Below are 19,754 nucleotides of genomic sequence, written 5' to 3' on the forward strand. Positions count from 1 at the left end.
ATTCCTGTCAGCCGGAGTGCGGCAAATTGGCACTAATTTAGTGGCGCGAATGCTTACCAATATTGGGACGAGACAGGTATTTCATTTTTCAACCTTTAGGCACTAACTGCGACCCCGCCTTACCGATTGAAAAATATGGACTTACGTCACCTGTTTATGGCGATAATTATTTTGTTAGTCTAGTATTTAGACCGCAACATTTACTAGGTGCTAGGCTAAGACCAGATTCAATTCAGCCCAAAATAAAACGCACGGTAGAACCTCCGATGGTTTCTACCGTGCGTTTTTATTTGTGATCGGTGCACTCACTAATGAGCCCGTCATCCACCGTCACTTATGTACTTACCGTGACCGATAATCGTAAATCACTTCTACCAAATCAACCAGCAAGAATGCCACGATGAGACCACCTACTGATTGTAAAAACAAGACCCCGTAGTCCCGCCAAAACAGCTGCCCCTGAACGAAGAAATCCACAGCGGCCTTGACCAGGAATACCGGTACCAACAAACAGATAAAAACCCCTAACAGGTCAACCGTCTGATGAACCTTCTCCAAAAACACTTCATGTAAATGCATGACACCATCCTCCTCGATAGTCTCACCACGTGTTCTGACGCTACTCGCTACTGGCCAATTTCGCCGTGACCAAGTAACAATTCAGGGGGTTCCCCAACCTCCTATATTTTAGGGTAACATAACTTTACCCTTAATTACCATGATTATAGACCATCTTTTTGAAATACTTTTCCCATCACCAGTTGGTTCACACTCGCAACTGACGCAACAGCTGACCTAGCAAAAAAGCCGCTACGACCTGATTGTCGTGACGACTTTTTCTAGAGGGGGTTGGTTTCATTTTACTCGGTGAGTGGCGTCTCTCAGGGCGGACGCTCACTGAGGAGGTAAAGTTTGTGAAAATTTTGGGTAAAATCTTTGGTATAGGCCTATTGGGACGACGGTATCTGTAAGATGAGGTGAGCTGTCTGATTTATCTGCTTAAGCTAGTCTCGGTTTAGGTCGGAAGTTTGTAATGACATTTGCTCGACCGTTAAGCCTGGAGTTCTCAGGCTATATTCCTATTCTGGCAACTTCTGAAACGTGCTCCGCGGGGCAGGTCCCTGCGCTCAAACCAGATGGTTCTTTCAGCTGATACTGTCTTAGACCGTTAAGCTTGGCATCCGCATTTTGTATCCCTATTCTGGCGACTTCCGAAACGTGCTCCGCGGGGCAGGTCCCTGCGCTCAAACCAGATAGTTCTTTCAGTCGATACCGTCTTAGACCGCTAAGCTTGGCATCCACATTTTACATCCCTAGTCTGGCGACTTCCGAAACGTGCTCCGCGGGGCAGGTCCCTGCGCTTAACCCGACAAAGCACTCGACCGGGGGAACCCGGTCAAGTACTTTGTCACGTTAATGCTCAGGACCTAAGCGCCCCGCTCCGCACTCTATTTCCAATAAGCATACTTATACTGTGCATCACTCATCATCGTATACTTCAACCCGCCAACGGACTTAGACACTAAGTGGGCCTTGGCTTGTTGGTACAGCGGGACTAAGCCGGCTTGCTTGGTGACGTAGGTGTCGGCTTCCTTCATGAGCGTCCACCGCTGTTCCGTGGTGTGACTGGCCGTGTCGCTGACCTCGTTCATCAGGTCCGTGAAGTGGGCGTTATTCCACTTGGTGAAGTTGACCGAACTCGTGCCATCTGCCATTTGCAAGAAGTCCGCTGGGTCCCGGAAATCGGTGGTCCAGCCGTCCAAATCAATGTCGAAGTTCTCAGCGGCACCCTTGGCAATCTGTTGAGCTAACGGCATCGACTTAATGGTCAATGTCAGACCTGGCATGTACTTCTGGGCTTGTTGTTGGAGGTATTGGGCCGTGTGCTTCTGTTCGTCGGTGTCGGCCGTCAGGAGTTCCAGACTGGCCTTCTTGATGCCGAGTTCCTTCTTGGCCTCATTCCACAATTTTGTGGCCTTATCTGGATTGTAACTGACCAGGTTACCCACTTCCTTAGAGAAGTCCTCGCCCGTCTGCGGGTTATTGCCGTCACCGGAAGGAATTAGGCTCTTAGCCGCCGCGGAGCCATCCTGCAAGACGTTCTTGGTCAACGCGTTTCTGTCGACCACGTAGGAGAAGGCCTGCCGAACCTTGGTGTTGTGTGTCACGGTCCGTTTGTCGTTAAATTCCAGGAACCGCATCGAGCTATTCAGCGTGGTCGTCATCTCAGGATTGTTAGCATTTTGCTTGATGTATTGACCGGACAGCGTGGTTTCTTGGACCTTGCCGGACTTGAAGAGGTTGGATGACGTCCCTGGGTCCTTGACGACCTGCACGTTGATCTTCTTGATTTTGACGTTCTTAGCGTTCCAGTAGTGGTCGTTCTTCACATAGGACCAGCTATCGTTGGCCCCGCTCCAGCCGACCAACTTGTAGGCGCCCTCGGACATGGTCTTTTCGGAAGAGGTCCCGTACTTGTTGCCGTACTTCTTAAAGAGATCCGTCTTCATCGGATAAACGGCCGTCGCCAGGATATCTGGTAACCAAGGTTGGGGCTTCGACAAGGTGATCTGCAAGGTATGCTTGTCTAAGGCCTTCACGCCAAATGTCGAGGGATCCTGCTTACCAGCCTGAATGGCGGCGTAATTCTTCACGTACTGTAGCTTGTTTGCGACCTGCGACTTGGATTGTGGATTGACCTGCCAGTCCATGCTGGTCACAAAGTCTTGCGCGGTCACGGGGTCACCGTTTTGCCATTTCGCGTTCTGCTTGATCTTAAAGGTATAAACGGTGCCGTCCTTGGTCGGTTTGACCACCTTTTCGGCCACACCAGCGACGACCTTGCCGCTCTCGTTCAACGTATACAGCCCTTCTTCAGTCTGGCCGATCATGCTGGAACTGTTACTGTCGCCGGAAATAGCCGGGTCGGCCGTGGCGGGATTTCCCACCATCGTGACGTTCAAGGCCTTGTCTGCGCTACTGTGCGCTTCCGTCGTCCCACAACCTGCTAAAGCCGCAACTGCTAATAACCCAAATCCTAATCCCAATAATTTTTTCATTTTAATTACCCCTCATTCGTTTTATCTGAATAAAAAAAGCCAGCCGTCCTCGTTGACCCCCTCAGGTCAACAAGGGCGACTCGCTCGCGGTACCACCTTGTTTTATCTCTCGTGGAGTTGGCGCTGACCAACTCACCGTGCGGTAATGGGCACGACCCAGTGGCGGCTACTGCATTCACCGGCACGACTACAAGATGCGCTTCGCTTCCCCGTTCATGTTCGGCTCCCATCGTCCCGAACTCGCTTGGCTGTTGTGGTGAAGTTACTCTTCTTGATAACGTCTGTTTGATTGATATTTAATTTATCATCATTCATTTTTAAAGTCAATAGTTTTATAAACATTCATTTTTATGTATATTTTAGGGATAATTGGTCAAAAAAAGAGCTAACCCGCGTCGCCGTAGGTTAACTCAAATGTATATGCTGTGTTTAAACGTTCAAAAATCAGCTAAAAAACTTTTTATTTATTCATGCCATGCTGATTCTCTTGCTGAGTCGCCGCGGTCGTCGTGGTCTGCCGACTGACCGTCTTGCCCGCCTGACTCGTTGTTTTTTGCGTCTTGATCTGAACGTGACCCTTCCCCGTTTGACTGGACAATTTGACCATCGTTTGCCCAGAGGTTGGTTGAACGACAGAATCCGTCACGGTCGACTGATTGCGCGGTGTCTGAGCGAACAGGAGTCCCCCAGCAACCAGGCCGATCAGCAGGCCGCTGATTCCCCGTGCTCTCTTTTTCATTTTGCTTCTCCCCAATTTCCCTAAAAATCCTAGTTGTTACTCTAAACCAATTATACACCCAAACGCAAGCAAAATTATTTGAAAGTTTCGACGTGACGACGGTTCGTGGAAATGACTAGTCCGTTGAGCCCTAAAATCAACAGGTTTGCGACCGCCGCAATGATAAAGAGCAACGTATAGGAAGAGTTATCGATGACGATCCCACCAAAGAGCGGCCCGAACGCCCGGCCCATCGACGCCCACGCGTTGGCCATCCCCTGATACTTCCCTTTGACCACGCTGGGCGTTAAACTGTTAACGATTGCGGGAATCGCGGGAAAGGCCGTGGCCTCGCCCATGGTTAAAATAATCATGGCGATGACGAAGTGCAGGTAGTCCTTGGCGAAGATCAACGTGACAAACGACAACGCCACGAAGAAGATCCCGGCATACACCTGTAAGTAGAGATTGCTGAAGTAGTTGCCGAGCCAGTTTAGCCCGGCCTGGAAAACAACGATCAGGCCCGCATTTAGCGTCCATAGCAAGCTGTATTCCTTCATCGGAATGCCCATCCCCGTCATGTAAACGGAAAGGTTGGAGACCCACTGCTCGTACATGATCCAGATAACCACCAGCGACACAAAGAAGGTCCCCATGATTCGCCGGTTGGGCAACGCGATGTGTACGGCCGTCTTCTCTTGCGTGCTGGCCTGCCGGTTCATCACGGCCGGGGCCTTGTAGCAGACGACGACCACGATGAAGAAGAACACGAACAGGCTAAACGCGATGCCAAAGAGCAACGTCACGCTCGTTGCGTACACGAAGCCGACCAGGGCGGTCCCCAAGACGACCCCCAGATTTTGTGCGAAATAAAGCATGTTGAAGATGTAGCGGCCATCGCGGCTGTGAATTGTAGTCCCCAGTGAGTTGACCATCGTCAGCGTCCAGCCGGAGGCAAACCCCAGGAAGATCAAGGCGATGGGAAATGCCGGCCAGCCATGGTTGACCATCAAGGCCGCCAAGGTGACCAGCGAGACACAGACCCCGCCGATCGTCAGATAGTACGGGTTCAGTCGGTCAAATAGCCGACCACCCAGAACGCTCCCCAACACATTTGCTAGGGAGTACAGGAGTAGGATCACCCCAACCGTCGTTAACGACGCCCCCAACCGATTGTGGAGGTAAATCGTCGTTAACGGCCAAATAAAACTCATGCCGATACTGCTGAATAGAGCGCCCAGTAGTAACCAGCGTAAACGGATCTCTTGCAACCCGACTCGCCTCCTTGCGATGATGTCACTAAACGTTGAAAGATAGCTTGTGGTAACACTGGTCGTACTGCGGATTTCAGGGATTACGCCTGTTGTGGGGCCGCTTCAGCCCGGAAGAACACCAGCACACAAGTAGGGGTACACCACCTGATAAGCTGCATCTTCCATTACCCACAGAACCATCGACCGACAAAAATATGTATGACGGTTATGCTTGGTCGATGTTCTCTGGTTTGGGGCCTCATACCATTGCCACGTACCACCAGCATTCACAAAAACTTTCAGCCTTTAGCTACCTAAGATTAAAATTCAATTAGACTTTATCAATTCTATCACTGGACTTCCGGGAACACTAGCCCCACTTAGGAGGAAATTATGACTAAACTGATTCAATCCATTCACCGGGCCACCGCCATTTGCCAGTATATCGCTGGTCACCCGGAGACGTCACTAAAAACGCTGCAGAACGTCTTTCAGTTGCCTAAAACGACTTTATTCGGAATTCTGGCGACACTGACCGCCGATGAGCTACTCTACAAGAATCCCCAGACGGCGGCCTATTCCTTGGGTCGTGCGGCGCTGGCATTGGCCACCCCACTACCAACTGATCAACTCCTGCTCCTGTTGCGCCCCGAGCTGACGTACCTCGCCACTGACCTGAATCTGGCCGTCCACGTCGCCGTTCGCCGCGGCAATGGCGCTCACTACCTAGCTAAAATTGAAGCACCGCACCCCCAGCACGTGTCGGCGGCCCCGGGGGCAGATGATCCTTTAGCCACTACGGCTGCTGGCAAACTCCTGTTGAGTGCCGCGCCGACTGACTTTCAGCACGATTATTTGGCCACCGTCCCGACTGCGGCAGCCCAACGCTTCCGTGCTGAACTCCCAGAGATTACAGCCCGCAACGTGGCATACGACCACGGGGAACAGGCCGACCACATTGGCTGTGTGGCCGTGGGCTTACGCGACCACCGCGACAAATTGCTGGCGAGCTTAAGTGTGGTGGCTCCCGGGGATGCAACGACCTTGGCGGCTGGCGAAACGGCCCTGCTGAAATTAGTGAGCCAATTGAAGGAACGGTTGTAACCAAAAAGGCCGCCCATTCGCTGGACGACCTTCTACTTATGCTTGTATTTATAATCAATAACGGCGAGAATCACGGCAAAGAGGCCTAGAACCGTCCACACCCCAATTTTTACCCAGCTCCCACTAGGAAAGCTCCCCAAAAAGCGTAACGCGGCGAAGGCACAAAGGCCCCACACGAAAAACAGATAGTTGATTATCTTGTTCACGGCTCGTTCCGCTCCCTTCTGACACTATCTAAATTATAGCCTTAAAGGGTCAGGGGAACAACGACTCGCCCTTCATCACTTGGCTTATTGCACGGGCTGGCCGGAATGCTGTTCTAGGCCGCCTGAAACTGGCAAGTTTTCCCCGTTGATGGGGTCGGACTCGTCACTGGCCAAGAAATACATGACGCGAGCAATGTCATCGGGCTTGGCGATACGTCTGAGCGGATTGGCCTGTTCAAATTGGGCGACGACCTCCGGTGGATTGGCCATGAACATTGGTGTCTTGGTCGCGCTCGGGTCGACGTTATTCACGCGAATATTATATTTTCCGTAGTCCAGCGCCATGGCCCGCACGAGATTGACCACGGCCCCTTTTGCCGCGTTGTAAGCAGCCATGTTGTAGTCGCCACGCAGGCCGGAAATGGACCCGGTGTTAACGATGGTCCCGTGGCCCTGAGCAATCATGCCCGGAACAAACGCGCGACTGGTCAGATAGATGGCCTTCACGTCGACTGCCATGATGCGGTCCCACGCGCTTTCTTCAACATCGTGGAGCTCGCCGGGCACAAAGATACCGGCATTGTTGATGACACTATCGACGGTCCAACCGCGATCACTGATTGCTGCGGCTAGGGCTTGCACCGAAGCGGCCTGACTGACATCGGTCGCGTGAAAGAAGAGGTGCTGGTACCCGGCCTGAGTGAGGTCCGTGACCGTTTGCGTCCCCTTGGCGGCGTTCAAGTCGGCCAATACGACCTGCCAACCCCGGTGACTAAAAAGTTTGACGGCGCTGAGGCCCATGCCGGACGTAGCGCCAGTAATAACAACTGTTTTCATCTGAAATACCTCCCGTTTAAATCGGGGGTTCGGCCATGCCGAACGTTACTGGCCACGACCCCGCATACTATACGACGCCAAGCGAGGGTTGTCAATTGCATTTGCCGGTGGCTTTCCCTAAACTGACTCTAAGGAGGAGACCTGACCATGACCGTCTTACTATTTAACGCTAGTGCCCGTAAACATGGCAACACCGCAGCCCTAGGTGAACGCCTACTGACTGGCATTCCCCACACAACGATTCACCTAATGGACCACCACCTGAATTTTGTTCAGGACAACCGCGACACCGGTCGACCGCAAGCAGATCCCACCGATGACTACGAAACGCTGATGACTCAAATGGCCGTGGCCGATGATATTGTGCTAGCCACGCCAGTCTATTGGTATGACATGGCCGCCCCACTGAAAGTCTTCATGGACCGCTGGTTTGACAGCTACACCAACGGGTTCCCCTTCCAAGGCAAGCGCATCTACTTGCTGGTGGTGGGGGCCGACCAGCCAGAAATCAAGGCGGCGGGCATTGCTAATGCCATTCGCTACTCCTGCGAGTGGTTAAAAATGGACTTTCGCGGCGTGGCTACGGTCACGGCAGATGGCCCGAACGATGTGGCTGAGATGAGCACGTTGCCTGCTAGTTTTGACGCGTTACGTTTGAATTTGGAGAAAATAGTTTAGAATGTTTCATGTGAAACATCTGAATTATTCTGGATAAGTTAGGAGCATCAGTAATGACCGAAACACAATATCCTCTTACGACGGGAACTTTAGCCGTCATTGAACAACGCGAGCAAGACAACTCTGACTGGACCAATATTGATGATATCGCTTGGGACCCGCTTTAAGATGGATCTTAAAATGGGTCTGGGACAAAAGTCCCAGACCCATTTTGCGCTCCAAACGTATATGGTCAAAACGTGCGCCAAAAGGCAGTCAACTCCGCTTAACCCCGCTAGACAAACAATCCAAAACCGGGATTATTCGTCTAGCGACGTTAATGCTCATTGACTAACCGCCTTCTGTCCCACTCTTAATTTCTTTGCACAAAAAAACCACCGCTCGGGGAAAGCGATGGTCATCGGAGTAGGGGTAACGTCATTATATAAGAATGACGTTAACTATTTTTCATTATTCCAGGGGAGGAGGAGTACATGAAAAAAGATTGTTAATCTTTGGTAGAAGCAACCAAGTGGTCAACTTCTATATTTCATATACTAATCGGAAAATATGATGAAAGTGTGAACTTTCTGGCACACTCTTATGAATTTTGCGCATAAACACTATTTATCCTCTAATTATAACCTCAATCAGAATGATGTTGCCCCGTAATTTGATTTATATCAAATTCATCCGGATAAATTTCCGCGCTTTTTTCAGCATCAGAACGTGCTTATTCAACCTCTTCCAGGAAAACTCCTAATTTTGATCCGGCGTATACGCGACTGATGAGAATTTATTAAATGATTTCACAAAGAGCAGTTTGACCGTGCCCCGAGGACCCGACCGGTTCTTCTCAATAATGACTTCGACTTCACCAACATCTTGGTCGCCATCATCACGGGGGTCGCCATTATTGTCGCCGCCGTCTTCATCGCCTTCACGCTCATAATAATCATCCCGGTAAAGGAAGGAGACGATATCGGCATCTTGTTCGATCGACCCGGATTCACGGATATCGGACAGCACTGGCCGTTTATCTTGCCGCTGTTCAACGCCCCGTGAGAGTTGGGACAGCGCGATAACGGGCACGTGCAATTCCTTGGCGAGCTTCTTTAACTGCCGCGAAATATCGGAAACTTCTTGTTGCCGGCTTTCGTGGTTGGTCCCTTCAATCAGTTGCAGGTAATCGATCACGATTAAGCCCAAGTTGCCCTTTTCCTTAGCGAGTCGCCGACATTTTGCCCGGATTTCGGTAATCTTGTTCCCGGCGGTGTCGTCGATGTAAATGCTGGCCTTGGCCAGACTCCCCATGGCGACAATCAGGTTTTGCCATTCCTCCTCGGACAGTTGCCCCGTCCGCAAATGGTTGGCGTCGATCGACCCTTCCGCACACAACATCCGGTTGACCAACGACTCGGCACTCATTTCCAAACTAAAAATGGCGACGGTCTTGTCCGTCTTGGTCCCCACGTTTTGGGCAATGTTTAGCGCAAACGCGGTCTTCCCAACGGCTGGCCGGGCGGCAAGAATCATCAATTCGTCGTCGTGCAGCCCAGTCGTCATTTTATCCAACTCGGCATAACCCGTCGACAGTCCGGTGATGACATCACCCTGTTCGGACAGCTTGTTGATTTCCTCAAAGGACGAATTCAACACGTCACGAATTGGCTTAAATCCGGATTGGTTCCGGGTCTCAGCGACGCTCATGATGTCACGTTCGGCATTGTCGAGCATGTCAGAAACGTCTTCGTCCTGTTGATAGCCCTGGGTGACAATGTTCGTAGCCGTTTGAATCAACCGCCGTAAAATGGCCTTTTCCTGCACAATTTTGGCGTAGTAGGTCGCGTTGGCCGCGGTGGGCACGGCGCCAGCCAAGTCAGCGATGTAGGTGATCCCACCCACGTCTTCCAACTCGTTTTTCGCCGTCAACCGGTCCGTAATCGTAACCACATCAATGGCCTCATCGCGGTCGTTCAAATCAATCATCGCTTGGAAAATAATCTGGTGTTCCCGGCGGTAAAAGTCCTCCGGTTCCAGATATTCCAGCGCATCCACCAAGGCATCGGTACTCAAAAAGATCGCCCCGAGGACGGCCTTTTCGGCATCGAGGTTCTGTGGTGGTGTGTGGTCTGTCAGTACATTATTATCCATGCTTAACCGATTACCTCTTAACTTGTTGCTTACTGGCTTCAACGATAGCGTCGCCGTCAACTGCTTCGCTGACGGCGATAAATTCTGAGTTCATATTAGACGTCTAGAGCTACATTTTACCATGTAAATTCACAGTAGGGAAATGGCAATATCTAGCCCTTACGCAGCATGGGTTTCACGCGAACCCGCTGCAGTCGGGCGTCTTCCGTGGGTGAAATTGGCCGGTGGAGCTGCTGTTCGCGATTCGATGGTAAGACCGCCATCATCCGGTCAAAAGCCTGTTGGGCCGCGGTTTTATCCGTTGCCAAATAGTAGCGCATCAGGGCTGTCGTGAAATCAACGCGGTCGAGGTCATTAAATGGCAGGACCAAATAATTTTCGTGAGCCCAAGTATTGGCCGCCGCGTTGGCCGCAATCAGCGCGGTCCGTTTATTGCCGTCCTGAAACGGTTGTAATTTGGCCAAATCAGCGAAAACACGCCAAGCTGCCGTCTCATCCCGCGGGGACACCTGAAATGCCGTCACGATTGCCTGAAGGTCCGCACGTGTAACGACTTCCGGTGGAAAATAACTCAGCCGCGCCCGCGAATCGATTGTAATGGCGATGCGGTCGTCCTCATTATAAAACCCATTTCGTAAGTGTCCCGGTAGTGTTGGCTGCTCAACCAATGGCGTGGCAAACGCCCGATTGATCTCAATAATGCCATCGACAGAAAATCCTACTTGCTTCACCGCCGCAATCCCTTGTAGCGCGTCTTGAAAAATTGCAACGTCTTCCCCACCCTGATTCAGCGGTTGTGGCGAGTTCAAATCCAACGCTTGTTTTGTCTGTGCGACGGTACTACCGTAATCGTTTAGACTGCCTAGAGACGTTATAAACCTTGCTAATGCTGTATTATCCTGCTTAGACATTTCACCAACACCCCCTCACGTCAGTTCAACTATTACACTGAATCATACACTACTTTCGAGTCCTAGGAAATCATTCGACTCACGCCAGCGCGAGAACGAAAAAAGCCGCCCAGAACGGACGACTTTCAAGTTAACTTTATTTTTGCTTAGCGACCACGTGAACCCGAATTTTGGCGATCACATCACTGTGTAATTTAACCGGCACGTTGGTGAAGCCTAACGTCCGGATGGGTTCTGGGAGGTCGACCTTGCGCTTGTCGATCTTCAAATCGAACTGCTTGTCTAAGGCCTGGACAATTTGCTTGCTAGGAATGGACCCGAATAATCGGTCGTCTTCCCCAGCCTTAGCCACGATTTCAACAACCGTTTTCTTGTCTTCCAAGCGCTTTTGCAATTCCTGTGCTTCGGCCAGATCTTCGGCTTCACGCCGTTGTTCAGCTTTGCGTTCTGCGGATAACTGACTCATGGCGGATTGGTTGGCTTCCTTAGCCAGCCCCCGCTTGATCAGAAAGTTTTGGGCATAGCCATCGGGAACGTTTTTGATTTCCCCGCGCTTACCTTTTCCGCGAACATCCTTCATAAAAATGACTTTCATGGCGGTCACTCCTCTAATTTCATTTCTAAATTAATCCTACGCTACCTATTGGTAAGAAGCAATTAATCGTTGTGGGGTTAAATTGATGTCCCACTCGCCTTACCGGGCGGTCAAAATAGGCTGGAACGCTGTGAACACGATTTTGAGCCCCCAAAACAGGTCTCAAAACTCGGTTCTGCCTAAGCCGAGAGAACCACTCTGCTAAGGCAGTGCCACGGCTGAGCCTATTTTGATCGCCCTCTCGGCTGACATTGATTCAACCCACAATGGATTAGATTCTTCATCACATGTTTTGATATGCCACAGTTTCTTTACCATCAATTTCTAAGTCGTCACCGGTTCCGGCTCATCCGACTTATTCAAGATGTCGAGCAACTGCTGCTTGACCTCAGTCACCGTCTTGTCGGCGATCTGGGTTGCGGCGTTGGACAAGTGACCACCACCGCCCATGTCTTCCATGGTCAGCTGAACGTTGATCTCACCCAACGACCGGGCGGAAATACCGACCCGGCCATCCGCTCTGCGCGTGATGACAAACGAGGCATCAACGCCAGACATGTTGAGCAAGTCATCGGCTGCTTGGGCCGCAGTGACGGGATCATACGTCTGGTCCTCCTCACCGGCAACGATGGCCATGTCCTCATTGACGAACTCGACCATTTCAATCAAATGATTACGTTGCAGGTAACTGTCGACATTTTCCTTCATGTATTGCTGCATCTTGACGGCATCGGCGCCGGCTGACCGCAGATAACTGGCGGCGTCAAACGTCCGGGTTCCCGTCCGCAACGAGAAGTGCTTGGTATCGACGAAGATTCCGGTCAACATCGCCGTGGCTTCCAGCTTGTTGATGGGTTCACTCTCCTGTGACTGGTACTCAAACATTTCGGTGATCAGCTCACACGTCGAGCTGGCGTAAGGTTCGATGTAGACCAACAGTGGATTTTCAGGGAACTCTTCACCCCGCCGGTGATGGTCAATGATCATCACGCGGTTTTCCATCCGGTGGTAGAGCTCAGCGGAAATCGAGATTGACGGTTTGGAGTGGTCGACCATCAGTAACATACTCTGGTCGGTGGCCTTCTCCAACGCCTCTTCTGGTGAAATGATGGCGGCATCGATCTCTGGATAAGCCTTCAGGTTGTCCAGCAACCGTTGCACATCGGAGTGGACCGTTTCCTTATCCAACACGATCCAACAGGTCTTCTGGTTCATCTGAGCGATCCGACGAATTCCCAGGCAAGCCCCCAGTGAGTCCATGTCAGGTTGTGAATGTCCCTGAACGAAGATTTGGTCGGACTCGTTCATCAGCTCTTGTAAGGCTTGTGAAATCATCCGGGCCCGCACCCGCGTCCGTTTTTCCATCGGGTTGGTCTTCCCGCCATAGTAGCGGGCTTCCTGGTCGGCGGCCTTCACAACAACTTGGTCCCCACCCCGTCCCAGGGCGAGATCCAGGTTGCTTTGCGCTTGGTCGGCCAACTTGTTTAAGTTGGGGTCGCCGTAAGCAATCCCGATACTCAGGGTCAACGGGAAGTTTTGCTTGGACGTGCTTTCCCGAATGGTATCCAGAATCTTAAATTTATCGGCTTCAATGGCGGCCAGCGACTTGGCGTAGGCCAGAATGAAGTAGTGGTCGTCGTCTAGTTGCTTTAAGTACATGTCAAACTGTTGCACCCAAGCGGACAACTCGTTGGTGACGTAATTTCGCAGGTTTGAAATATCCTGGTCGGTCATCGACTGCGTAATTTCATCGTAGTTATCCAAGAAGACTTGGCCAATCGCAATTTTCTCATCGTCATACTGCTCTTGAATCAACTCGTAGTGCGTGATGTCATAGAGGTAAATGGCGTGAAAATCCGGTTGAACATACAGCGTAAAGCGGTAGTCTTGCCAGCGAACCGTCGTCATGGTCTTGGGCTCGGCGTCATCGATCAACTTCGCCAAGTCCGGGTCGACCGTCGCGATGGTCCGGTTCAAGACATCCTGGTCCCCAAAATATTTTTGGAGGTAAGGATTGACCCACTCAATCTGGTTGTTGTCTCCCAGAATCATCACACCAGGTGGCATGCGGAGCAGCGCTTCTTGCTCACCCTGCTGAATTCGAAACGACAGGTCGGAAATGTACTGCGTCGTGTCGGACCCGATTTCGGCCATGGTATTAAACGTCACTAGCGTCGCAATGCCCACTAGGATCAAAATCACGATGCCGAAGATCCAATTGAGCAAAAATGACAGGACGATTCCCAAGATGGCGAGTAATGCCGTCATCACAGCAATGCCCCGCAAGCGCCGGTTCTGTAAGAATTCAGGCACGTTAGCTCGCGAAAATAATTTATTCATTTTTCTCCTCATCTGATTCGTCTGGAAAATTTGTGCGGACCGGGAAAAACCACCGACCGCAACTTACAAATAATACCCTTATTTTATCACACTCCGGGGTAATCACAAAACTTGTCTCCCGGATAGAAGCCCGCCATGCCGGGCCTGACTGGGGATTTAGGGGCGGGTAAATTTCCGCCGACTTTTCCCTTGACCTTGACGCTACGGCAACCCGTATAGTAGATTCTAAGCAAGACAGGAGGTGGTCCTCGTGGCCTACAGCATTCAAGCACTCGCGCAACTCGCTGGCGTCAGTCCGCGAACGTTACGCTACTATGATCAAATTGGACTATTACCCGCCAGCCGCAATCCGGATAACGGCTACCGGGAATATTCAGCATCAGCAGTCGACCGGTTGCAGTTGATTCGCTATTTCCAGGCGTTCGGCTTTAGCTTAACGGAAATTCAATCACTACTCGACCAGTCAACCACTGACCAAACGGCCGCGTTAGCCCAACAGCGCGCAGAATTGGCCGCGAAACGTGACTACCTGACCAACTTGCTAAACACATTGGACCGCACGCTAGCGGCCCGCAAAGGAGGTCCCCAAATGACCGATTCAGAAAAATTCGCCGCATTCAAACGACAACAACTCACCGAAAACGACCGTGAATTCGGCAAGGAAGCCCGCCAGTTGTATGGTCGAAAGACTATCGACGACAGCCAAAAGCGCTTTGGCAATTTAAGCGAGGCCGACTATCAAGCCATGCAGGAAACGGAACAGCACTTGCTTACCGCTCTCAAAACGGTAGCAGCGAGTGGCGACCTAACCAGTCCAACGGCAGAGGAAGTCTACCAACTTCACCGGCAATGGCTATGTTTCACGTGGAACAATTACTCGGCAGCGGCCCACCAAGGCTTAGCCCAAATGTACTTGGACGATGACCGTTTTGCCAGTTATTACAACGACCGCGTTGGTTTACCGAACACCGCCGAAACGTTGGTCGCCGTAATTCAGCGGTATGCAAAGTAACTAAGGCTCAGAAGATGAACTACCTGTCTCGTCCCCGTATCGGCAAGAATTCACACCACTAGATTAGTGTAAATTTGCCGCACTCCGGCTCTGATTGTGCTTTACCACGACAGCAGTCGAAAAACGTAGAGACTTAGCGCTTTCGGTCCAATCGATAACGTCTATTACAGTCATTATCTTCGTCGTCTATGCACACTATATAAGCCGAGAGGTCGACAGATATGGGCTCAGGCGCGTCGTTCTACTTGGCTGGCGGCTCTTGCCGGCTTAGTAGAAAATCAAGCTTGTAGACTCGTGATTTTCGAGGCTTCAAGTTGCACTCGCACCGCTCCAGCCCATATCTGCCGGCCGGTAAGGCGAAGGACTCATCAGCTTGCCTAGTTATAGTCACGCTGTTGCTGTTAGAACGAGTATGACTACTAGTAATAATAGAAAGACACAGTGAGGCCGGGATTATAAACCAATCCCGGCCTCACTTTCTGTTTAATTAGCGCGCATCCCCATAGTCTTCCGCCTTAGTTAATCACGTAATAGTTCAACTGACTGCCCGCTTTGACATTTTTCGTCGCTTGCTTATCAAAGCCGAGTTTAATCTTCGAGGTCATGCTTTCCGTACTGCTTACATAGCCTGCTGGAATTTGAAAATCATTAATCGTCACAATGGAGGTCGTCTTGTCCCCGGTCAAGACCGGCAGAATAAATGAGTTGAGTAATTTATCGGTGCGGGAATCACGATAATTAACCGTCACCCCTTCGCTAGCCTTAGGTGTTGGAATTGCTGTCAGGCCGCTTTCCTTGATGTAACCACCGACTCCCGGACGATTAACATCGTACGCCACGACCCACCGGTCCCCTTCACGAACACGGGTCTTGGCATTATCAATGACAAAGACATCGTTCTTATTCGCCACGGTGCTCTTCTTGTTAGGCTGCGACTTGCCGTCAAAACCGGCCCAGTCTGGAATCGAATAGAAGAGTTGCGTCCCATCGTCTACGGTCCCCGGCGTCGTTAAGCGATAGAAATGGGTCTTCTCTTCGGTCGTTAACGCGCTATCCGCTAACGAGGAGAAGAATTGGACACCACCGGCCGGATCCTTCTCGGTGTGTTTGTAGTAGATCATCCCCAGGCTATGCTGCTTTTTCTTACCTGCATAGATCCAACCTTTGACGCTGCGGTCGAAGGTCTCGACCTTGTAGTAGACCGCACCGCGATTGGTCGTTGCCGTGCGCCGCCACATAAAGGTCTTTTCCCCCGTCTTGGCCGCGTTCAGCGTCAGCAATTGCTGTTTACTCTTAACTAATTTAGCACCCTTGATTGTCCCCGGCTTGGTGTACAGGGCGTTTTTGCCCGTAAAATAGAAATACGTGGACGACTCTTTATAGTTGTACCCGTATTTCGTCACCTTAGCATAGCTCTTAGCTTGAGCTGGTTGGCTAGTCGCCAAGACACCCAATCCACCAAGCGCCACTCCAATCATCAATAACCCCTGCGCTACTTTTTTCATTGTGAGACCCCCTAAATTTACCTCTAGTATACCTGACTTCTTCCTTCTAAACTATTAAGCTTATGTAACTAACCAGGGGGCGACTGCGGGTTTGACTCTAGATTTCATTCTGATATCGTGAGCCGCCTAACTCCGGCTTTTGCTGGTTTGATTAGCGTACGTGTCTCAGCAACCTTTACTTAGAGCGTCAAAAGAGCCGTGGCAATTGTCGCAGCTCCTTCTCATGCCTTCTATAAATATTTGATCATCAACTCATGATTGGTTTTTCCAGCAATATCGATCAGCTGCTCCATGCTCGCGCTGGCCGTTCCCTCTTCGATTTGCGCAATCAGTAGCACGGGCTTGCCGACCAACTGGGCAAAGTCCCGGCGTGTTAGCCCCAAATTCTCCCGTAGTTTCCGCACGGCCACGGCAATTTCCAGATCAGCCTTCACCTGTTGATATTCTCGGGCTAACTCTGGGTCCGCCGCCATCCGCCGCGCGACTTCATCGTCATCGTACTTTCTCAAAGTCATTCCGCCTCCCCCAATAGTGTTATCTGCTTCTTTTAACTCTATTTTGACACGAAACGCCTGAAAACAGTCATTGTAATTCACGGTTGATTCGGTCGACTCCCGAACCGCAGTTGGTGGCCGTTGGATACGAAGATTAGTTAGGGTGTTTGGACAAACTGAATTCGAAGTTGGTGATGTGTTTTAGCTGCAATATCTGCGAGTGTTTTATTTGTTGCCGTCACTGACCCCGTTTCAATCCGGGCAATCGTTGACTGCGGCTTACCAACTAAAGCTGCAAAGCTTCGTTGAGATAGTCCCAAACTTTCCCGTAATTGCTTAACAGCTACCGCAATCTCCAAATCAACCCCTGCCTGATCGTAGGCACGTGTGAATTCTGTACTCGCTTTTTTTCTTTCTTGGATGTAATCATCTATTCGGTTTAAAGTCATTTCAAATCATCCTTTTCAGTAACGATGGTCCCAGTATACCGGACTTTCTCATCAAGAAGTGATTAAGCTTGTGTAACTACACCTCCCCGACAAAATAACATCCCAGTCGACAATTTCATCGCCAAATTAAAAAGGATCAGACAGATCGTCCAATCCTTAATCACTCGTCAAGTTCAACCGGTTCAGTTGCGCTTGAATCGCATTATCTCCAGCAACACCCCGGGCCACGATTCGGCCAGCGTCAATGACAATGATCTCGTCAGCAAATGCAAATAACTCCGCGTTATAGCGGTGGGTAATGGTCGCCCAACCGCCAGATATCGTCATCAACAGGCGTTCAATCGCCGTGGCCGTCTGTGGATCCAGCCCACTCGCTGGCTCGTCAAACAAACGGAAATCGACCGGCTGAAGCAGGGTCCGCACAATCAAGAGGCGTTTTACCTCACCACCCGAAAGCTGACCGCCAGTAGCCGTCAATGACTTTGCCAAGCCCTCAGTCGTCACATATTTCGGTAGCTGGGCTCGTTTCAAAGCCGTATACAACTGCTCGGTCGTGAATTCGGTCCGAAAGAGACTCAGGTTCTCCCCCAGTGTTCCGGTAAAAATGTAGCCATCCTGTTCGGCCACCCCCACCCGCGTCCGTAAACTTGGCAAGTCCACGTCAGCTTGCGCCTGGTCGTTGACGAGTAACGCGCCCTGATAACCAGACTGATTACGTAGCGGCAAGTTGAGCAGTGTTGATTTGCCACTCCCGGTCTTGCCGACGATCAAATAGTGCCGGTCAGCGGCTAATTTCAGCGAAACATCCTTTAACACGTCCTGCTGGTCACGGGTCACACTCACGTTTTGATAAGTTAACGTTCGCAGGCGATTGACCGGTTGCTTGGTCCCATTTTGCGGCGCGTACAGACTCGGCCGGAGCTTTTTTGCGACCTGATTGCCACCGACAAAATCCGTGATCAGGTCCGAGGCCATCTGGAGCGGCTCAGCAATAAAAATCATCAGTTGTGAGAACGCCACCAACTGGCCTAAAGAGATGTGACCGTGCATGACGAAGTAAATTCCGCCGACCCACGTCCCCAGGTACAGGAAGTTGTCGAGAAACTGAGCCAACCCGCTGATGACCTTACGATTTCGCTGGTCGGTATTTTGCGTCTGAAGCCACGCTTGATTCGACTGGTCAAAGAGGTGGCGCATTAGGCCATTGACGTTGAACAGCTGAATCGTCCGCAAGCCACCGAGAATATTTTGGAGCGTCTGCGTGTAAGCGGCCGAGGCCTTGATCACGCGATTCTTAGACGTTTTGAGCAGGTGTTGGTTCAGCAAGGGAATCAATAACCCCGGCAAGCACAGCGCCACCACCACTAGACACAGAATGGGCTGGATAAACAGCGACATCCCGATGGCAATCACGAACTGACACAGCTCGGCGTAGATATTGACGGTCGACCGTAAGTAGTCGTCCTGAAAAATGGTCAAGTTGTTGGTCAGTTGATTGAAACGGCTGTCCTGACCACTCGCGGCGGGAACGGCCAAATCCGTTGTGGTCAGATATGTTTTCAGCAAGCTCGACCGCACGCCGGTACTGATGGTATTTTGCCACTTAGCCTTCGCGTAAGAACTCCAAAAGTAAAAGGCCGCGTCGACCACCACATAGCCGGCGACCAGCAGCAAAAGGTGACCGTAACTCAACCGCCCCTTCCCACTGGCCGTGTCCGTGATGAGCTGTAACAGCGTCGCCACGGAGATCTCGATAAACGCCGCCACCGGGATCAGCAGTAACAAGCCGCCCGTCTGTCGTTTGGCGAAGGCTAAAAATTTACCCAAGTTGTTCCTCTTCTTCCTGATTAAAATATAATTAAAATATGATTAGATTAATCATATCATGTGATAACCAAAATAGCCACATCAAGTTTGACAACTCAATGTGGCTTCGCAGGATAGTTACTTAAATTGGTCAGGCTAAATCTCAGTTATTTCGCAGTCGAATCCTTGATCTGGCTCCATGGCATTACGTGTAGCATCCAAGCAATCCCGTACTGGTCGGTGAAATGGCCCATCTTGCCACCCCAGAATTGCGGCGCAAACGGCATGTCGATGGTGACCTTCCCGGACGCCTGTAAGTGGTCGTAAAATGCGTCGGCCGCCTGAACGCTTGCCGGGTCATCGCCATTGATATCGAGAATCATATCGACCTGATTTGACGGTGTCGGTGCGCCCCGAAAGGCATCGGCACACTGAAAACTCATGCCCAAGACGCTAAAACCGGCATGAATGGTCATGCTCTCAAGGTCAGCATCCGCGGGTAAGCCGAACTGCTGCGCCTGTTCTGCCGATGGACTGAAGCGATAAACATCACTGGCCCCAAACACATCTTGATAGTACGCTAAGGCTTCCTTAGCACTGGTAAACGAAAAACTGGGAATCAAACGGGATTGCATGGTAAAACATCTCCTCAAC

The 19,754-nt window shown here is 51.0% G+C and carries 18 protein-coding genes; 3 read left to right on the forward strand and 15 right to left on the reverse strand.

What is annotated here, in order from left to right; all coding sequences use genetic code 11:
* Positions 1–342: 342 nt before the first annotated feature.
* From FC99_RS01020 to FC99_RS01035, 4 genes are all read right to left on the reverse strand, one after another.
* A complete protein-coding gene (locus FC99_RS01020; protein ID WP_048733647.1) occupies positions 343–579 on the reverse strand; it encodes a hypothetical protein in 237 nt (78 codons plus the stop codon).
* Positions 580–1,448: 869 nt separating this feature from the next.
* On the reverse strand, positions 1,449–3,059 hold the full coding sequence (locus tag FC99_RS01025) for a peptide ABC transporter substrate-binding protein (RefSeq protein ID WP_048733649.1): 1,611 nt from the start codon (positions 3,057–3,059) through the stop codon (positions 1,449–1,451).
* Positions 3,060–3,519: 460 nt separating this feature from the next.
* Positions 3,520–3,798: a hypothetical protein gene (locus FC99_RS01030; RefSeq protein ID WP_048733652.1), complete on the reverse strand. Its 279-nt coding sequence runs from the start codon at positions 3,796–3,798 to the stop codon at positions 3,520–3,522.
* A 74-nt stretch (positions 3,799–3,872) separates the two neighbouring features.
* Complete coding sequence (locus FC99_RS01035; RefSeq protein WP_048733654.1) at positions 3,873–5,048, reverse strand: MFS transporter; 1,176 nt, start codon at positions 5,046–5,048, stop codon at positions 3,873–3,875.
* A 375-nt stretch (positions 5,049–5,423) separates the two neighbouring features.
* On the opposite strand from FC99_RS01035, the gene FC99_RS01040 reads away from it, so the two are divergent.
* Positions 5,424–6,134, forward strand: a complete 711-nt coding sequence (locus FC99_RS01040; RefSeq protein WP_048733657.1) for an IclR family transcriptional regulator — start codon at positions 5,424–5,426, stop codon at positions 6,132–6,134.
* A gap of 32 nt (positions 6,135–6,166) precedes the next feature.
* Here FC99_RS01040 and FC99_RS13725 read toward each other — a convergent pair whose 3' ends face one another.
* Positions 6,167–6,340, reverse strand: coding sequence for a hypothetical protein (locus tag FC99_RS13725; RefSeq protein WP_156166911.1), 174 nt, complete (start codon positions 6,338–6,340; stop codon positions 6,167–6,169).
* An 84-nt stretch (positions 6,341–6,424) separates the two neighbouring features.
* Positions 6,425–7,177, reverse strand: coding sequence for an SDR family NAD(P)-dependent oxidoreductase (locus FC99_RS01045; RefSeq protein WP_048733658.1), 753 nt, complete (start codon positions 7,175–7,177; stop codon positions 6,425–6,427).
* A gap of 147 nt (positions 7,178–7,324) precedes the next feature.
* On the opposite strand from FC99_RS01045, the gene FC99_RS01050 reads away from it, so the two are divergent.
* Positions 7,325–7,855 carry a flavodoxin family protein gene (locus tag FC99_RS01050; protein WP_048733660.1) on the forward strand — a complete coding sequence of 177 codons (531 nt, stop codon included), beginning with the start codon at positions 7,325–7,327 and terminating at the stop codon, positions 7,853–7,855.
* Between the two features lie 738 nt (positions 7,856–8,593).
* Here FC99_RS01050 and dnaB read toward each other — a convergent pair.
* The 4 genes from dnaB to FC99_RS01070 all read right to left on the reverse strand — a co-directional run bounded on the left by dnaB (position 8,594) and on the right by FC99_RS01070 (position 13,834).
* On the reverse strand, positions 8,594–9,988 hold the full coding sequence (gene dnaB / locus FC99_RS01055) for a replicative DNA helicase (protein WP_048733662.1): 1,395 nt from the start codon (positions 9,986–9,988) through the stop codon (positions 8,594–8,596).
* Between the two features lie 152 nt (positions 9,989–10,140).
* Positions 10,141–10,899, reverse strand: a complete 759-nt coding sequence (locus tag FC99_RS01060) for a Fic family protein (RefSeq protein WP_048733663.1) — start codon at positions 10,897–10,899, stop codon at positions 10,141–10,143.
* 136 nt (positions 10,900–11,035) lie between these two features.
* Positions 11,036–11,494 (reverse strand): 50S ribosomal protein L9, encoded by a 459-nt coding sequence (gene rplI, locus FC99_RS01065; RefSeq protein ID WP_048733665.1) that lies wholly within the window; start codon positions 11,492–11,494, stop codon positions 11,036–11,038.
* Between the two features lie 324 nt (positions 11,495–11,818).
* Positions 11,819–13,834 carry a DHH family phosphoesterase gene (locus FC99_RS01070; protein ID WP_082153207.1) on the reverse strand — a complete coding sequence of 672 codons (2,016 nt, stop codon included), beginning with the start codon at positions 13,832–13,834 and terminating at the stop codon, positions 11,819–11,821.
* A 250-nt stretch (positions 13,835–14,084) separates the two neighbouring features.
* On the opposite strand from FC99_RS01070, the gene FC99_RS01075 reads away from it, so the two are divergent.
* Positions 14,085–14,846 (forward strand): MerR family transcriptional regulator, encoded by a 762-nt coding sequence (locus FC99_RS01075; protein ID WP_056986448.1) that lies wholly within the window; start codon positions 14,085–14,087, stop codon positions 14,844–14,846.
* A 515-nt stretch (positions 14,847–15,361) separates the two neighbouring features.
* Here FC99_RS01075 and FC99_RS01080 read toward each other — a convergent pair.
* The 5 genes from FC99_RS01080 to FC99_RS01100 all read right to left on the reverse strand — a co-directional run bounded on the left by FC99_RS01080 (position 15,362) and on the right by FC99_RS01100 (position 19,735).
* The gene (locus FC99_RS01080) at positions 15,362–16,351 is read right to left on the reverse strand and encodes a hypothetical protein (protein ID WP_048733671.1); all 990 of its coding nucleotides are present in this window, start codon (positions 16,349–16,351) and stop codon (positions 15,362–15,364) included.
* A 230-nt stretch (positions 16,352–16,581) separates the two neighbouring features.
* Positions 16,582–16,866 (reverse strand): helix-turn-helix domain-containing protein, encoded by a 285-nt coding sequence (locus tag FC99_RS01085; RefSeq protein ID WP_048733673.1) that lies wholly within the window; start codon positions 16,864–16,866, stop codon positions 16,582–16,584.
* Between the two features lie 137 nt (positions 16,867–17,003).
* Positions 17,004–17,294: a helix-turn-helix domain-containing protein gene (locus FC99_RS01090; RefSeq protein WP_048733676.1), complete on the reverse strand. Its 291-nt coding sequence runs from the start codon at positions 17,292–17,294 to the stop codon at positions 17,004–17,006.
* A 156-nt stretch (positions 17,295–17,450) separates the two neighbouring features.
* Positions 17,451–19,121 (reverse strand): ATP-binding cassette domain-containing protein, encoded by a 1,671-nt coding sequence (locus FC99_RS01095; RefSeq protein ID WP_048733679.1) that lies wholly within the window; start codon positions 19,119–19,121, stop codon positions 17,451–17,453.
* A 146-nt stretch (positions 19,122–19,267) separates the two neighbouring features.
* Positions 19,268–19,735, reverse strand: a complete 468-nt coding sequence (locus FC99_RS01100) for a VOC family protein (RefSeq protein ID WP_048733682.1) — start codon at positions 19,733–19,735, stop codon at positions 19,268–19,270.
* Between the last annotated feature and the right edge of the window lie 19 nt (positions 19,736–19,754).

Origin of the sequence: Levilactobacillus koreensis JCM 16448, from assembly GCF_001435525.1 — a bacterium.
In the GTDB taxonomy this organism is placed as follows: Bacteria; Bacillota; Bacilli; order Lactobacillales; family Lactobacillaceae; genus Levilactobacillus; species Levilactobacillus koreensis.

What these genes read in the sequence shown, in the direction of transcription:
- FC99_RS01030 (WP_048733652.1), bottom strand. Translation starts at nt 3,798, where the DNA reads ATGAAAAAGAGAGCACGGGGAATCAGCGGCCTGCTGATCGGCCTGGTT.
- FC99_RS01060 (WP_048733663.1), bottom strand. Translation starts at nt 10,899, where the DNA reads ATGTCTAAGCAGGATAATACAGCATTAGCAAGGTTTATAACGTCTCTA.
- FC99_RS01020 (WP_048733647.1), bottom strand. Translation starts at nt 579, where the DNA reads ATGCATTTACATGAAGTGTTTTTGGAGAAGGTTCATCAGACGGTTGAC.
- dnaB (WP_048733662.1), bottom strand. Translation starts at nt 9,988, where the DNA reads ATGGATAATAATGTACTGACAGACCACACACCACCACAGAACCTCGAT.
- FC99_RS01085 (WP_048733673.1), bottom strand. Translation starts at nt 16,866, where the DNA reads ATGACTTTGAGAAAGTACGATGACGATGAAGTCGCGCGGCGGATGGCG.
- FC99_RS01040 (WP_048733657.1), top strand. Translation starts at nt 5,424, where the DNA reads ATGACTAAACTGATTCAATCCATTCACCGGGCCACCGCCATTTGCCAG.
- FC99_RS01100 (WP_048733682.1), bottom strand. Translation starts at nt 19,735, where the DNA reads ATGCAATCCCGTTTGATTCCCAGTTTTTCGTTTACCAGTGCTAAGGAA.
- FC99_RS01025 (WP_048733649.1), bottom strand. Translation starts at nt 3,059, where the DNA reads ATGAAAAAATTATTGGGATTAGGATTTGGGTTATTAGCAGTTGCGGCT.
- rplI (WP_048733665.1), bottom strand. Translation starts at nt 11,494, where the DNA reads ATGAAAGTCATTTTTATGAAGGATGTTCGCGGAAAAGGTAAGCGCGGG.
- FC99_RS01050 (WP_048733660.1), top strand. Translation starts at nt 7,325, where the DNA reads ATGACCGTCTTACTATTTAACGCTAGTGCCCGTAAACATGGCAACACC.
- FC99_RS01090 (WP_048733676.1), bottom strand. Translation starts at nt 17,294, where the DNA reads ATGACTTTAAACCGAATAGATGATTACATCCAAGAAAGAAAAAAAGCG.
- FC99_RS01080 (WP_048733671.1), bottom strand. Translation starts at nt 16,351, where the DNA reads ATGAAAAAAGTAGCGCAGGGGTTATTGATGATTGGAGTGGCGCTTGGT.
- FC99_RS01045 (WP_048733658.1), bottom strand. Translation starts at nt 7,177, where the DNA reads ATGAAAACAGTTGTTATTACTGGCGCTACGTCCGGCATGGGCCTCAGC.
- FC99_RS01070 (WP_082153207.1), bottom strand. Translation starts at nt 13,834, where the DNA reads ATGAATAAATTATTTTCGCGAGCTAACGTGCCTGAATTCTTACAGAAC.